At 34.1% G+C, this 16,064-nt stretch carries 15 protein-coding genes; 11 read left to right on the top strand and 4 right to left on the bottom strand.

The genetic code is table 11. The features are described from left to right. Positions 1–220: 220 nt before the first annotated feature. The 6 genes from treP to GVV10_RS06040 all read left to right on the top strand — a co-directional run bounded on the left by treP (position 221) and on the right by GVV10_RS06040 (position 6,790). Positions 221–1,648, top strand: coding sequence for a PTS system trehalose-specific EIIBC component (treP, locus tag GVV10_RS06065; RefSeq protein WP_159520682.1), 1,428 nt, complete (start codon positions 221–223; stop codon positions 1,646–1,648). Then, the gene (locus GVV10_RS06060) at positions 1,638–3,236 is read left to right on the top strand and encodes an alpha,alpha-phosphotrehalase (RefSeq protein ID WP_159520671.1); all 1,599 of its coding nucleotides are present in this window, start codon (positions 1,638–1,640) and stop codon (positions 3,234–3,236) included. The genes treP and GVV10_RS06060 overlap by 11 nt, the downstream gene beginning before the upstream one ends. A gap of 73 nt (positions 3,237–3,309) precedes the next feature. Beyond that, positions 3,310–4,119: a MerR family transcriptional regulator gene (locus GVV10_RS06055; protein ID WP_159520669.1), complete on the top strand. Its 810-nt coding sequence runs from the start codon at positions 3,310–3,312 to the stop codon at positions 4,117–4,119. 62 nt (positions 4,120–4,181) lie between these two features. Next, complete coding sequence (locus GVV10_RS06050; protein WP_159520667.1) at positions 4,182–5,216, top strand: PTS transporter subunit IIC; 1,035 nt, start codon at positions 4,182–4,184, stop codon at positions 5,214–5,216. A 28-nt stretch (positions 5,217–5,244) separates the two neighbouring features. Continuing rightward, complete coding sequence (locus GVV10_RS06045; protein ID WP_159520665.1) at positions 5,245–6,231, top strand: D-isomer specific 2-hydroxyacid dehydrogenase family protein; 987 nt, start codon at positions 5,245–5,247, stop codon at positions 6,229–6,231. A gap of 118 nt (positions 6,232–6,349) precedes the next feature. After that, the gene (locus GVV10_RS06040; RefSeq protein WP_159520662.1) at positions 6,350–6,790 is read left to right on the top strand and encodes a hypothetical protein; all 441 of its coding nucleotides are present in this window, start codon (positions 6,350–6,352) and stop codon (positions 6,788–6,790) included. A 504-nt stretch (positions 6,791–7,294) separates the two neighbouring features. Here the strand turns inward: GVV10_RS06040 and GVV10_RS06035 are convergent. From GVV10_RS06035 to GVV10_RS06020, 4 genes are all read right to left on the bottom strand, one after another. After that, on the bottom strand, positions 7,295–8,152 hold the full coding sequence (locus GVV10_RS06035) for an MFS transporter (RefSeq protein WP_159520660.1): 858 nt from the start codon (positions 8,150–8,152) through the stop codon (positions 7,295–7,297). A 203-nt stretch (positions 8,153–8,355) separates the two neighbouring features. Further along, the gene (locus GVV10_RS06030; RefSeq protein WP_328705627.1) at positions 8,356–9,105 is read right to left on the bottom strand and encodes a replication initiation protein; all 750 of its coding nucleotides are present in this window, start codon (positions 9,103–9,105) and stop codon (positions 8,356–8,358) included. 290 nt (positions 9,106–9,395) lie between these two features. Further along, positions 9,396–10,145, bottom strand: a complete 750-nt coding sequence (locus GVV10_RS06025) for a hypothetical protein (RefSeq protein WP_159520655.1) — start codon at positions 10,143–10,145, stop codon at positions 9,396–9,398. Beyond that, positions 10,145–11,050 carry an ABC transporter ATP-binding protein gene (locus tag GVV10_RS06020; protein ID WP_159520653.1) on the bottom strand — a complete coding sequence of 302 codons (906 nt, stop codon included), beginning with the start codon at positions 11,048–11,050 and terminating at the stop codon, positions 10,145–10,147. Before GVV10_RS06020 ends, GVV10_RS06025 begins: the two co-directional genes overlap by 1 nt. A 155-nt stretch (positions 11,051–11,205) precedes the next feature. Between GVV10_RS06020 and GVV10_RS06015 the strand changes: the two genes are divergently transcribed. The 5 genes from GVV10_RS06015 to GVV10_RS05995 all read left to right on the top strand — a co-directional run bounded on the left by GVV10_RS06015 (position 11,206) and on the right by GVV10_RS05995 (position 16,064). Further along, positions 11,206–11,925, top strand: a complete 720-nt coding sequence (locus tag GVV10_RS06015; RefSeq protein WP_159520651.1) for a DUF4886 domain-containing protein — start codon at positions 11,206–11,208, stop codon at positions 11,923–11,925. Next, positions 11,922–12,554 carry a hypothetical protein gene (locus GVV10_RS06010; protein WP_159520649.1) on the top strand — a complete coding sequence of 211 codons (633 nt, stop codon included), beginning with the start codon at positions 11,922–11,924 and terminating at the stop codon, positions 12,552–12,554. The genes GVV10_RS06015 and GVV10_RS06010 overlap by 4 nt, the downstream gene beginning before the upstream one ends. A gap of 63 nt (positions 12,555–12,617) precedes the next feature. Next, complete coding sequence (locus tag GVV10_RS06005; protein ID WP_159520647.1) at positions 12,618–13,883, top strand: MFS transporter; 1,266 nt, start codon at positions 12,618–12,620, stop codon at positions 13,881–13,883. Beyond that, entirely contained in the window at positions 13,876–14,649 is a 774-nt protein-coding gene (locus tag GVV10_RS06000) for a glycerophosphodiester phosphodiesterase family protein (RefSeq protein ID WP_159520645.1), read from the top strand. Before GVV10_RS06005 ends, GVV10_RS06000 begins: the two co-directional genes overlap by 8 nt. An 83-nt stretch (positions 14,650–14,732) precedes the next feature. Then, a complete protein-coding gene (locus tag GVV10_RS05995) occupies positions 14,733–16,064 on the top strand; it encodes a Sapep family Mn(2+)-dependent dipeptidase (protein WP_159520643.1) in 1,332 nt (443 codons plus the stop codon).

Raw genomic sequence — 16,064 nt, 5'->3', positions numbered from 1 at the left:
TCGTAGCGCTTACAGCGTTTCAATGATTCTTTAAAAAATGACATCGATTCTGATGAATGAAAATAATAACGAGGCTTTAGTCTTAAATGATTAAAGTAGGCTTGTAACCTTAATGTAATTTGGGCAAGACCTTTCTTAGAAGCTACTTTTTATAGTGGCCTAGGAAAGGTCTTTATTATTTTCTACTCTTGATTGATGTCTAGAAAAAGGAGGAAGAGTTATGGCAAGCTATACAAACGATGCACAGATACTTTTGGATGCAATTGGGGGTAAGGATAATATTTCGGGCATGACCCATTGTGTTACACGTTTGAGATTTGTTCTGGTTGAGCCTGGGAATGCTGATGTGGAGGCAATTGAAGCCATTCCAAGTGTCAAGGGGAGTTTTACGCAAGCAGGTCAGTTCCAAGTTATTATTGGGAATGATGTTGATGTATTTTATCAAGAACTTTCTGCGTTAAGTGGAATTGAAGGAACAAGTAAAGACACGGTTAAGGAACTGGCAAAGACACAGCAAAATTTCTTGCAAAAATTAGCCAGTAATTTAGCGGAAATATTTGCACCTTTAATTCCAGCGATTGTCGTTGGGGGATTAATTTTAGGGTTTAGAAATATTCTCGAAGGTGTTAAGATTATAACTTTGATTGATGGAAGTAAAGCGACCATTGCGAGTGTTTATCCGTTTTGGGGTGGTGTGAATCATTTCTTATGGTTAATTGGGGAAGCAATTTTTCAATTTTTACCAGTTGGTATTACCTGGTCTATTTCTCGTAAGATGGGGACAACTCAAATTTTAGGGATTGTCTTAGGAATCACATTGGTTTCTCCACAACTTCTTAACGCATATGCTGTTGCAGGAACTCCTGTTGCGGAAATACCTGTATGGGATTTTGGTTTTACACAAATTCAAATGATTGGTTACCAAGCACAGGTTATTCCAGCCATGTTGGCAGGATTTACCCTTGTTTATTTAGAACGATTCTTTAAAAAGATTATTCCTAATGCAATATCAATGATTTTTGTTCCTTTGTTTGCCCTGATTCCCACTGTATTATTTGCTCATGTTGTTTTAGGGCCAATTGGTTGGAAGATTGGGAGTGCGATCTCCAGTGGTGTCTATGCTGGTTTGACCTCCCAAGTCAGAGTTATCTTTGCCGCGATTTTCGGTTTCTTCTACTCACCTTTGGTAATTACAGGGCTTCATCATATGACCAATGCTATTGACTTACAATTAGCCAATGACTTTGGTGGAACATTATTATGGCCGATGATTGCCTTTAGTAACATTGCTCAAGGAAGTGCAGTCGTTGGAATAATATTCTTAAATCGTGGTAATAAGGAAGAAGAACAAGTTTCAATTCCTGCAGCGATATCTAGTTACTTAGGGGTTACAGAGCCCGCTATGTTTGGGATTAACTTAAAGTATCACTATCCCTTTATTGCGGCAATGATTGGTTCAAGTATTGCAGCAATCTTGTCAGTTGGTATGGGCCTGATGGCTAATTCTGTGGGTGTTGGTGGATTACCAGGCATTTTATCCTTTAATCTGGTTGATTATCCTAAGTTTATGTTTATAGCGTTGGTTGCAATGGTGGTTCCTTTTGGAATTACAGTTTATTTAGGAAAACGAAAAAACAATGGAGAATAAAATTGTTTATCAGATTTACCCAAAATCATTCAATGATTCCAGGGGACGTGGAGAAGGAGATATTCAAGGGATTATCCAACGCCTTGACTATCTCGCACTCTTAGGCGTCGATGTGCTTTGGTTAACACCTGTTTTTCGTTCTCCACACGTTGATAATGGCTATGATGTCAGTGATTATTATCATGTAGATCCACGCTTTGGAACTGATGCTGACTTGCAAGCATTAATTGATCAAGCTCGTTTAAGAGGGATGGATATTATGCTTGATATGGTATTTAATCACTCATCAACAGAACATCCATGGTTTCAAAAAGCGCTTCAAGGCGATGTTGATTTTATGAATCGTTATATCTTCGTTGATAATCCGGTCAATTGGCAATCTAAATTTGGAGGGTCAGCATTTGAATACGTCAAAGAACTAGATAAATATTACCTTCATTTATTTGATAAAACACAAGCTGATCTTAACTGGGAGAATCCGATTGTATTTGATGAATTTGTTAAAATATGTCGCTATTGGTTGGATAAAGGTGTACGAGGATTTCGTTTTGATGTGATTAATTTAATTTCCAAACCAGATGTGTTTGAAGATGATCATCAGGGTGATGGACGACGTTTATACACTGATGGACCCAACGTTAGTCAATACTTACGCAAACTTGGAGCAAAAAGTTTTGCATTGGTTGATGATGTGATGACCGTGGGAGAATTATCATCCACTAGCATTGAAAAAGCCAGTCAATATTCTAAAAAAAGTGAAAGTGGTTTAAGTACAGTCTTCAATTTTCATCACCTTAAAGTTGACTATAAGGATGGAAATAAATGGGCATTAAAACCATTTGATTTTTTAGAACTTAAGCATCTTTATGCAGATTGGCAAAAAGGAATGATTGAAAACGATGCGTCAATGTCATTGTTTTTAAACAATCACGATCAACCCAGGGCAATTTCAAGATTTACCAATGAATCTTTTGAAGGTGCCACAATGTTGGCGAGCATGATCTTCACATTAAAAGGTGTTGTTTATATTTATCAAGGTGAAGAAATAGGACTCCCCAATGCTTATTTCGATTCAATTCGTGACTATCAAGATATTGAATCATTGAATTACTATAAAATATTATTGAAAGACCATTCCGAAAAAGAAGTTTTAAAAATACTTCAAGAACGATCACGCGATAATGGACGTACCCCGATCCCTTGGAATGACGATATTCATTATGGCTTTAGTAATGCTGAGCCATGGTTAGGCTTTTCTAAAGCTAAAACTTTATGGACGGTGGAAGATGCTTTAGCGGATAAAGAATCAATTTTTTATTTCTATAAAAATCTCATTGCTATTCGTAAGTCCGATCCTATTTTGATTGATGGAGATATTGAATTCATCGATCTTGATCATCCCAATTTATTTATTTATACAAGGGCTGATCAATATCTTTGCATTCATAACTTTTATGATAAGGTTGTTGACTATGAATTAAAGGAAGATTATCATGACGTCGTTATTAATAATTACTCGGATTTTAAGATTAAAAAAGATCTTAAATTAAGGCCATATGAAAGTGTCGTATTAAAGAAAGTCATCTAGACTTTCTTTTCTTATGATTGAAAGCAAAGCATGAAAGACGCAAACTTGTTATAATAAGAACGAGGTGTTAAGTATGGATGAAGAGATGTTTTTAATTAATGAAGTTGCTAATTTACACAAGATTACACGTAAAACACTTCATTATTATGATCGGATTGGGCTTTTTTCTCCAGAGTATAGTGATGAAGAAACAGGGTATCGCTATTATTCACGGAAGCAATTTCCTTATCTAAAACAAATTATATACTTTAAAGACTTAGGGTTTACATTAACCGAAATAAAACAAATGTTGGAAACAAGAGATTTTGATTACTTAATTGGTAATTTAAAAGAACGCCACCAACAAGTTGAAAAAGAATTTAAATTAATCTCACAAAGAAAAAAAGATTTGGAGTTTTTGTTATCATTTTATGATCGTGTCCAACATTTAGATGAACGAGATTTAAATAAACCTGCAATCAAATTATTTGATGAACGACGAATAGCGTTATCGGTGAGTGAGGGAAATGTAAGCAAAAAAAATATCATGCTTGCATATAGGGTTTTGCTCAGAGAGTTGATTGAAAAAGACATTTTTTCACAAATGGAGTATGGTACCATCTACCCTGATCCGTTAAATATTGATGAAAAAGCGGGGTCTTTTATCCGATTATCTGATGGGTTAAGGATGAATACAGAGCAAATATTGCCCTCAGGGAAATATGTTTGTATGTATAAAAAGGGCGGATACCACAGTAAACAAGCGCTTATTGAGTTTTTAGAGTGGATTAAAAATGAAGGGTATGAGGTTGATGGACCGATTCTTGATTTTTGCTTAGTTGATTATACTTTTACAAATTCAGAGGATGAAATGATTCAACAATATCAGGTAAAAGTTCGATAAAATCACTTTACTCTACCCTAAGGTCATAGTTTAGATTTTAGGTGTAAGGGGGTTTTCTTCACATGGAAAACAAAATAGGATTTAAAGAATTTACAAACAAAGTACTAACAGGAATGAGTGTTGGTATTGTTGTTGCACTGATACCCGGTGCATTATTAGGGGAATTAGCCAAAGCGTTTGAATGGACAAAAGTGGCTCAATTAACGGGAATGGCGACAAGCCTTTTACCGGTTATTATGGGATTAACGATTGCAATGCAATTCAAATTAAACCCAATTCAATCGGGAACACTTGCAATTACAACCGCCATTGGTTCAGGAGTTATGCGTTTTACTGAAACTGGCTTAACATTAGTTGGTATTGGTGATGTTGTGAATGCAGGGATTGTTGCTGGTCTTGCTGTCTTTGCAATTCAACTGATTGGTAATCGTCTAAAAGCGTATACTATCCTTGTTGTTCCGGCCTTAGTGACGACAGTCATTGGTGGCTTAGGATTATTTGTACTTTTACCAGTTGTTTCTCAACTAACAGGACTTGTGGGAACATTGGTTTCTCAGTTTACGGATTTAACACCTATCGTTGCAGGAATTTTAATTAGTGTTACCTTTGCTGTGATGATTGTTTCACCGTTATCTACAGCGGGTGTTGCTTTAACCATTGGTTTAAGTGGTGTTGGATCAGGCGCAGCGAACTTAGGAATTTGTGCAGCTGGTTTTGGATTAGCAATTTCAGGTTACAAACAAAATGGTTTTGGAACAAGTATTGCTCATTTCTTAGGATCACCAAAAATGCAAATGGCAAACTTTATTAAAAAGCCAAGCATGATGATACCAATTATTGCGAATGCGGCAGTTTGTGGCGCTTTTGCAGGAATTCTAAATATTGTTGGAACACCAGCAAGTGCTGGATTTGGAATTAGTGGCTTAATTGGACCACTCAATCATTTAAATATTGTTGGTTATACAATGTCCAATTTACTAATTACAGCTTTAGCATTTATCGCTATTCCTGTTGCAATGGGATTTGTATTTGATTTTGTTTTCAAGCGAACAGTTAAACTTGTAAGCGATGAAGACTACGCAATTAAATTTGATTAGATTTAACATTAAAGGGAGGAAATAAAAAATGAAAAAAATTATAGCATATGCCGCAAGACCTGATGAGCTTGCAGACTTTGAACGTTTTTCAAAAGCGTTAAATATTGAGGTAGAATTAGTATACAGTTCATTATCAAGTGAAAACATTCATCTTGCTAAAGGATATGAAGCTGTTAGTATTTTAGGGAATTGTGATGCAAGTAAAGAAAACATTGCAACATTAAGTGAATTAGGTTGTAAATACCTCGCATCAAGAAGTGCTGGCTTCAACAACGTTGATATGGAAGCAGTTCGAGAACATGGAATTAAATTCTCTAATGCGACCTATTCAGTAGACTGTGTTTCTGATTACACAGTTATGTTGACACTAATGGCAGTTCGTCGCATGAAAAAAGTCATGAAACGAATGGAAAATCAAGATTTCTCATTGAATAATATTCAAGGCCGAGAAATGCATAACTTAACATTTGGTATCGTTGGTACAGGACGTATTGGTGCTTCTACAGCCCGTAAATTGGCAGGCTTTGGTGGGAAAATCATCGCACAAGATGTGTTTGAAAACGAAGGACTTAAAGAGTTTGTTACTTATGTAAGCATTGATGAATTATTAGAGACAGCGGATGTGATTATCTTACATGCACCTCTACTTGAATCAACACATCACTTATTAAATGAAGAAACATTTGCAAAAACAAAAAAAGGTTTAATTGTCATCAATACATCACGTGGTGAATTAATTGATACCAATGCCTTAATTAAATATTTAGACAATGGACATATTTCTACATGTGGCTTCGATGTCTTAGAAGGTGAATTGGGTGTATTTCACCAAGATCACCGAAATACACGTTTAACAGATCATAATTTAGCTTACCTTATGAATCATCAAGACGTGATTGTTTCACCACACAGTGCATTTTATACAGATCAAGCAGTCAGTGACATGGTTGAAGTTGCACTAACATCACTTACTTCATTCCTTGAAACAGGCGAAAGCAAATACGAAATTAAATAATAGAAAGCTATCACGACACGTGATAGCTTTTTTGATGGAATAAAATTTGAGTTGAAATCCAAACTTAATTATATTAGGATTTAAGTGTATTATATTTTGATTGAAAGGAAGAGGGGCCATGAAAAAAAATATAGTTTTAAGTATACTTTTAGTGTTATTACTTGTAGGATGTTCACAAGATACAGGTAAAATAACCTATCATAATATCGAACAAGTTGATAAAGACTATGTTCAAATAGAGGTAAAAAAAGGAAATAAGATTCTCACGAATCAAATCAGACTTCGGTATGAAGGTGATCAAGCAAAGTGGGATCTCAGTTCAGATGCTGATCCACAAGTGAAAAGTTATTTTAGAGACAAGAATGAAAAAGTTGATCAGAATCTTTGGCTTTTTGATTTGATGGGAGCAGGCGATTTTATCTTTATTCAAAGTACGAATAAAAATGGAATTGATGAAGATTGGTTATATTTAAATTTAGAAGACAATAAGGTTTGTGCTCGATCGAATAATAATAACAACAACGAGAATTGTCTGGGAAAATTGAACATAAAAAAATAGACACAAAAAAACAGCTAAACGATTGAAGTTAGCTGTTTTTTTATGTGGATTAGAATTCTAGTTCTTTCTTTTCAAATAAGAACACTGCTGCAGTTAAGGATATTAGAAAATAACCCAATAAGATTAATAAGTTGCTAGAGTAGAAACAACTGTTTTTAATGGCGTTTTTTAAAAATAGTAAGGGTGTGGTATATCCTACGAGTATAAATTATCTTTTGAAAGAAAAAATTGGCTATGTATATACAAAACACGTGAGAGTTGGTGTGTATACATAGTCCTTGCTTGCTACTCATTTAACCTATTACTTTGATGCATCAAAAAATAAGCTAAGATAGTTAAATTATTTTTTTTTATCCAAAACAAATTTTATTAAACCAATAACAACAAAACCTATTATAAAATAATTCAGTTTTCTATAAGTATCTAGTTTATCTATTGACAGAGAAATAATTGATAATAAAATAATAAAAAGAGAATGAAATATAATATATTTTTTCATATGAATTAATATTTCCTACATGATCCACCAGCATAGTCAGGACGAACACTGTGGAAGAAACTGAATCTAGTTTTTTGATAACCCGAATAATTACTATGTTTATAGTACAAAGTCTGCTGACGAATATAGGTTCTACAATCACTTCTTTGTGACTGATAAGTTTCAGTATATAAAGTTACGTAAACTAACGAACCAACTGTTACAGCAGAACCAACAGCCTTGAATATAGTACCAACAACGGGATGCTTGAATTTTCCTACCCAGCCAACAGCCTCTAAAGCTAATGATAGAACAGCGAGCCAAGAACCTGTTTTCCCTCTAACAGGACCAGATGGAGATCTCCAATATGCTCCAGAACGTACATTGGCCATTGGATTATGATTTTCGTTACTTACAGGCGCATTATTAAATGTTTCTTCATGGAGATACATTTTTTTTCCGTTATGATGTTCTAGTAACAGATTACTTCCAAATAAATTATCTTCTTGTTTTATAGCATATTGTGTATCTCCGATTAATACAATTAATTTATTTTCAATAGATCCGTCTAAAAGAATTGGAACCTTTGATTCTTCATTTATAATAATACTCCCCTCACTTGTAGACATATAATTTGTAAAATCACTTCCTACAAACGCTTCAAAAAACAAGTAAAAGTCTTTATCTACATCATGTTTCTCCAGTTCTTTAATATCATTTTCATCCAAAGAATTGTAACTTGAAAATGACCTAACTCTTCTAGATATGAAGTTTTGATACTCTGTACTCAGGTTCGAATGTTCAGCTGATAGCGGTATAGTTGAAATTATTGTGACAAAAAAACAAAGAATTCCAAAACTTATAAACTTCATTTTTTTCCTCATATAAATCCCTCCTCTTAAATCAATAATAACACACTGTTGTAATCGGTTACAACAGTGTGTTATTTCTATGTATAATATGAGGGTTAAACGAATAGCAAGCAAGGGTAATGTCCGTACACAAACATCACAGTGTTTTGTACGGACATTACCAAATTACTTCTTACAGAAGATAATTTATATTTGTGGGATATCCCACACCCTTGCTATTTTAATGATTTTAATAGTTCTTCAGTTTTTTCAATTTGTTCATCAGAAATTTCTTCAAAAACAAATTTATCATAAATTGGTTGTGGTCGTTTATTTATCTTTTTTCTTTTTGATTTTAACCATTCTTTTTTGTCATCTTGTGGCGTGAATGTAAATTGAATGTATTTAACGGGGCGACCACGACCACTAGCTCGTTTATTCATATCTAATTTCTTAATTTTCAATTTGTCAAAATAAGGACTTAAATCCTTTAATGCTGGATTTAATATTTTTTGGTCTATATTACTCTTTCTATAACTATCAGGTATTGCCATAACACGTTTAAATTCATCAAGATTAACTTCCCATTTACCTATAATCTTCCATTGTTTTAAGCGCATATAAAGAGCCTTTGAATAGGTTGAGTTTATGCTGGTATATTCTTGCAATTCAAAACGAGTGAAATTGCCTAAGTTTAGGTCGTTAAGAATGTGTTTAAAGTTAGGGTTTACCTGTATTTCAACAGTTTGCTCTGAACTAATTATCTTGTAATGGTTAAATAAAGTAAATGATTCAATTACGTCGCCATCATCAAGCGTATAATTTGTTGCAAGGAGTTTACTATACGTTGATTTTAAGTCATTTACAAAGCGTTCTACACTTGTAGAATCATACTTTGCCAATTCTCTTATTTTATTAAAATCATAAACTACCAAGTCATTTCCTTTTTCTTTAATACTTGCACAAATAGTCAAAAATATATTCAGTTCAGATACTGATCCACAAGTGAAAAGTTATTTTAGAGACAAGAATGAAAAAGTTGATCAGAATCTTTGGCTTTTTGATTTGATGGGAGCAGGCGATTTTATCTTTATTCAAAGTACGAATAAAAATGGAATTGATGAAGATTGGTTATATTTAAATTTAGAAGACAATAAGGTTTGTGCTCGATCGAATAATAATAACAACAACGAGAATTGTCTGGGAAAATTGAACATAAAAAAATAGACACAAAAAAACAGCTAAACGATTGAAGTTAGCTGTTTTTTTATGTGGATTAGAATTCTAGTTCTTTCTTTTCAAATAAGAACACTGCTGCAGTTAAGGATATTAGAATATAACCCAATAAGATTAATAAGTTGCTTGAGTAGCCTATTCCATTAGCCATCCATTCATTCATTACAGTGTTGCTAAGGGTAGTTGCCAGGTAAGGCGTAAGATTACCAATAACATTGATAATGAAGTTTTGTCCGAGTAAAAGACCTAAAAGCATATTTAATGTTGACGTTGCTAGCATAACGAAAACCACAGTACTGGCAGATGTTTGTTGAGTCTTGTAAAGAATAATATTTGAAAGTGTTGCAAATATTATTGTTTTTAACGATGCCATGATGCTAATTAAAACCATTGAATTAGTAACTTGGCTAGGAAGTACTTTTCCAAAGATAAATGAGTTAACAAAAATAATTAGAAATAAGTATGCACTTGCCGATATGGTTAACAAGACAAAGAATATAAATTTATAAAGTAATAGAGATGTTCGAGTGTAACCATAACCTAAAGTTGCTTGGGCATTTTTGTAACGGATATCATCACCAAAGTAGAGTGTGTAAATAAAGATTCCAATAATCATCGGTGATAAGGTAATCATCATGATACCAAAATCAGCAAACGCTCCATCCGACATAGCGCGTCCACCTGCCATAATGGCAATAATGGTAAACATTGCTGTACAAAATAACGTGTAATAGTAAAACGAACGTTTATGAGTAATACGGTAAAAATCTGCTTTAAATAGTCCTAACATTATTTAATTCCTCCTTCAGTTAATGAAAAGTAGAATTCTTCTAAACTGCTCTTATGGAAGTAAAATTCTTCAATCCCTAAGTCATGTTGCATTAATTGTTTTAAAAGTAAATCTGCTTCAAGTGACGTTGTGACTTGAATTTCATTCTCATTGTTTTGGTTAATGATAGTCGTAACTGCATTGTTTTCCAAAAATTTCAATGTTTGGTCATATTTATTTGTATGAATCATGATTGAGTCCTTCTGTTCTTGCAATTCGTCGCTGGTAATTTCTTTTAGTAAAACACCATGATCGATCATTCCAAAACGAGTGGCAATTAAACTCAACTCATTCAGGATATGGGATGATACGATTAAGGTCATGTTATAGTCTTTATTTAACTTTTTAATTAGATTACGAATATCCACAATTCCTTGAGGGTCAAGACCATTAATTGGCTCATCTAAGATTACAATTTTAGGATTTCCCATGATAGCATTCGCGATTCCTAGACGTTGTTTCATTCCCATTGAAAAAGATTTATATTTTTTATTAACTTTATCTAATTCAACAATTTTTAGAACGCGATCAACCTCATCTTTATCTTCAATTCCTTTTAAAATTCTAAAATATTCAAGGTTTTCTTTTGCGCTAAGATAAGGAAAAAAAGTAGAGTTTATATAGAAACCAATGTCTTTTCTTGCTTTTCTTAGTTGATCTTCAGATGTACTACTGAGAATGCTCACATCACCATCCTGGTAATTTGAAAGCCCTAAAATTTGTTTAAATAATGTTGTTTTACCGGCACCATTTTTTCCAATAAGCCCGTAAATATCCCCTTCATAAACACTTAATGAAACATCATTTAATGCATGAAATTTTCCGTAGTATTTATTTAGGTTTTTAATATCAATTGCTTTTTTCATCTTAATACTTCCTCCTGTATCACTGTCCTAACTATACTAGCACACTGATTCAGTGTTGTAAATACTTATCCTCTAAATTGTTAAAAGACTTAGCAAGATAATCATGGTAATGCCATGATAAAGGCTTATAATATAGTTAATAAGGATGGTGTAGAATGAAAATTTTAGCAATTGGTAATAGTTTTTCAATGAATACTACTGAAAATTTAAATCGTTTATTTGCATTAAATCATTACGATGCACAGGTTGTGAACTTATATATTCCAGGTTGTTCGCTCAAAACTCATGCTCATAATTTACAAACAAATGAGGAAGTGTATGAATATCAAGTTGATGCAATATGTCAAAAAAAGGTTGGCTTAAGGACTGTGTTAAGTGAACCGTGGGATGTTATAACACTCCAACAATTTTCGGGTGAGAGTGGCTTAATTAAGACCTATTATCCATACATCAATGAATTAATTGATTATTTAAAAAAACATCAACCCCAAGCACGTCTTGTTTTACATAAAACATGGTCATATGAAAAGGACTGTGATCATGAGAGTTATGGTCACTATGATCATTCTCAGCAAAGGATGAATGAGATGATTGATCAAACTGCCAAAGAAATTCAAAAACGTGAAGGGCTTGATGTTATCTTGGCGGCGGATGCTGTTTCTGTGATTAGAGAAACAAAAGAGTTGCAAGACATTCCAATGTGTCTAGATGGGTATCATCTTAATACAGAGTTTGGTAAGTATGTAGGAGCGCTTATCTGGTTATACTTTTTTTATCCAGAAGCCACTAAAACTGACATCATAACGACACTGACACCTCAAGTATTAGAACTGACAAATATTCTAGTAAAAGAAGTGGTTTCAGGTCATCAATGATTTGGATTCAAGTTCTGTTGGGGATTTTATTGATTGTCATCATACTCTTAGAGTTTGTCCAACATCAGTGGATTAAAAAGGATGCAAATAATCACGAACAATGGAGTTATCATGATATAAAGCTGTGGCTTAACACATATGAAGAGATAGAGGTAAAAGAGGATCAACACTATTCGTGTAACAGTATTGATCAGTCGATTTCCATTATAAAAAAAGAAAATTATACCATTCAAGATAGATTGAGTATTGCGCATGAACTTGGTCATGCACATACGTTTCGATCCATCAAGACGTCAATTATCTTGAAACTTTTTATTGCATTAAAAATGGGGTTATATGGTTTATTAATTCTAAGTTTATTGAGTGGTGTTGTGAGTTTCTTTTTTCCTAAAGGATACCTTATTTTAAAATGGTTGTTGGTGCTATTGACGCTTGTTCAAATATTGCACTGGTTGATGGTTGTCTTTATGGAAGTTTGGGCTAACTTTTGGGTTAAACAACATATTAAACTCAGTAAAATAGATAACGTTGCTTTGAATCTTGCAGTGATTAATCAGAGCTTATATTGGTTGTTGTTTTTAATGTTATCGATTATCTTGTGTGGAGTTTTGATTGTTAAGACTTCATGAATTAGCATTAATAGGGGTTTAATTATGGTATTATTAGCTTAATTGGGGATAGAGGAGGCTCTTATGAAATTAAATACAAAACGAACTTTTTTAGTTGGTTTAGCGTTTATGACAATTTCAGGTTTTTGGCAACTTTATGATTTTGTCATTCCATTAATTTTGAAAAATGAATTTATGATTTCTGATACATGGGCAGGGGTCGTCATGTCATTGGATAACATACTTGCCCTGTTATTGTTACCTTTTTTTGGGGCATTGTCTGATAAAACAGATACGAAGTACGGGAAAAGAATGCCCTACATTGTCGTCGGTTCGATTTTAACGATTATTTCTATGATTATTATTCCTTATGCCGCTGAAGCCCGTAATTTTATTGCGTTTGCTTTGGGGTTAGCATTGGTGTTGTTGTCTGTCGCATCCTATCGCACACCAGCAGTGGCCTTAATGCCAGATATTACAATCAAGCCACTTCGGTCAGGTGCTAATGCTATCATTAATTTAATGGGGGCAGTTGGTGGTGTAGTGGTCTTAGTGATGATTAGTTTATTGAGTCCTGATAAAATGGGGTCCTATCATCGATTGTTTATTGCAGTCGCAACCTTTATCTTGATTGCTATGTTAGTGATGGTCTTTACGGTCAATGAAAAACAGTGGTCCTTAGAAATGCAAGAAACTTCTTTAGAACTTGGAATCGATCTAAGTGATGAAGAGAAGACAGATAGTACAGGAATAAAGATGGCAAAAGAAGTTCGTCGTTCAATGATCTTTCTTCTACTTTCCATTGCCCTTTGGTTTATGGGGTACAATGCTGTTATCTCTGCATTTTCTCGATATGCAACGATTCAAATTGGTTTTACAGGATCACAAGCTTCCACTGTTTTACTCATCGCAAATGTAGGAGCAATCCTATCATTTATTCCGATTGGAAAGATGTCAGAAAAGATTGGTCGTAAAAAAATGATTCTTGTCGGTGTTGTTGTCCTAACCTTTGCCTTTGGAACTGCTGGACTGTATCGTCAGTTTACGCCTTTAATGTTTGGTAATTTCCTTTTAGCAGGGTTTGCTTGGGCAGCGATTAACGTAAACTCATTACCCATGGTTCTCGAAATGGCAAGTGGAGATGATATTGGTAAATATACGGGTCTTTACTATACCTTTTCAATGTCAGCTCAAATTATAACTCCCATTTTATCGGGCTTATTGTTTGATATGATTGGTTATCAAATATTATTTCCCTATGCTGCTTTCTTTTTACTCGTTGCTTTCTTGACGATGATGCAGGTTCATCATGGTGATTCTAAATTGGAAGATGTCATAAATCATGCTTAAAATTATCATCATAATAATTCTGGTTTATGTATTGTTAATCAAACCTCCATTTCGAAAAAGGCATGTGAAAGGACTCTTTACACACCGTGGTCATCACGATGAAAATAATATTGTCTTAGAAAATAGCCTTGCGGCATTCGAGAAATCTTGCCAAAAAGGATACGGAATCGAACTTGATGTTCAGTTATCGAAAGATGATGTCGTGTATGTTTTCCATGATGGTGATTTTGTACGACTACTGGGAAACAATGACAAACTCAGTGATTTGAATAGCTGGGAAATCGATTTAATGACCATTAATGGTCATACTATTCCTAGATTCTCAGAAGTTTTAGAATGTGTAGCTGGACGTGTACCATTAATTGTAGAGTTGAAACCGTTGGGTGATTATAAACGATTGGCAACAAAGACTGTTGAACAGCTTGATGATTATGAGGGTGAGTTTGTTGTGGAATCGTTTGACCCACGCATTGTATTTTGGTTTAGACTTCATCGTCGAAATTACACCCGTGGTCAATTGATTATGCAAGAAAAGGAATATGATGTTCGTTTTGTTCCATACTTATGGATTCATTTGTGGATCAATGTTTTAACTCGTCCTGATTTTATGGCAGTTCATAAAAATTTATTCCCACTAAGCATTAATCTTAAACTTTACCAAGCAATGGGGGGGAACATTGTTTCGTGGACAATTCATGAAAAAGATCCACAATTTGAAAACGTGGATGCAATGATATTTGAATATTTTGAACCAAAGACACAATAGTGTCTTTTTTCTTTGAAATAATACAGAGCTTATCTTTAGTGCACAATGAAAATTTGTTACAATAGGACTATGGAGGTAATAGTATGAATATAAAAGAACTAATTGATAATAGTTTTGAAGATTATAAGAATGATTTAAAGAGCTTAGTAGCAGTTGAGAGTGTATTGGATGAAAATGGTGTCAAACCATTTGGTGCTCCAATTCAACAAGCATTGGAAGAAATTATTGCAATTTCTAAACGTATGGGCTTTAAGACTTATATTGATCCTGAAGGATATTATGGTTATGCAGAAATTGGAGAAGGAGAGGAATTATTTGGTGTGCTTGGGCATATTGATGTTGTTCCTGTTGGTGATATTAATGAGTGGCACACACATCCTTTTGAATTAGTCGAAAAAGATGGAAAATTGTTTGGTCGTGGAAGTTCAGATGATAAAGGACCAACGTTGGCATCAATGTATGCGTTAAAGATATTATTAGAACAAGGTAAAGAATTAGATAAACGCGTTCGTTTTATCTTTGGAACGGATGAAGAATCATTGTGGAGATGCATGAAGGCTTATACCGCAAAAGAAGAAATTCCTACAATGGGGTTCACACCTGATTCATCATTCCCCTTAACCTATGCTGAAAAAGGATTAATCGAATATTTCTTAACATCACACGAACTATCTGACATTCGTTTAGAAGGTGGTGGACCGTTGAATGCTGTTCCATCACAAGCCTTTATTGATGTAGATGAAGATGTGATAAAAGAATTAGAAGCGATGAATGTTCGTTATGAAGTTAAAGCGGATGATTTAATCGTTTATGGAAAAGCAATGCATGCCATGGCAGCAGACCAGGGTGAAAATGCGATTGTTTATGCTGCTCAAGCACTTCATAAAGTTGGAAAACGAAATCGTATGATTGATTTCATTGTCGATGTATTAGCGGATCCAAATGGAAAAGGTATTTATGGACCGGTTGAAGATGAAGTGTCTGGAAAATTGATGTTAAATGTTGGGAAAGTTGAATTTGATGGCAACAGTCAAAAAGTTGGCATTGATATGCGATTCCCAGTAACATTTTCACGCGATAAGGTTGATGAAGGATTAAAGAAAATCAGTCATCAATATCGTGTCGTTGTTGAATTATACGATGAATTGCCATCGATATATGTTGAACGTGAATCAGAATTAATTCAAGGTCTCATGAAAGCTTATCAAAATGTAACAGGCGACTTAGCGTCAGAACCGATTGTAAGTGGTGGCGCGACGTATGCTCGTGCAATGAAAAATGTTGTTGCATTTGGCGCAGGTTTCCCAGGGACTGAAAAGACTGAACATCAAGCGAATGAGTATATTGTGATTGAAGATATTAAGAAAGCGATGGAAGTTTATATTGAAGCTTTCATGCATTTAGTGGTGAGGTAG

Source organism: Erysipelothrix urinaevulpis (assembly GCF_009828835.1).
Classification (GTDB): Bacteria; Bacillota_I; Bacilli_A; order Erysipelotrichales; family Erysipelotrichaceae; genus Erysipelothrix; species Erysipelothrix urinaevulpis.
The sequence above is the reverse complement of the archived record's forward strand: the minus strand, read 5'-3'. Positions and strand labels throughout refer to the sequence as shown.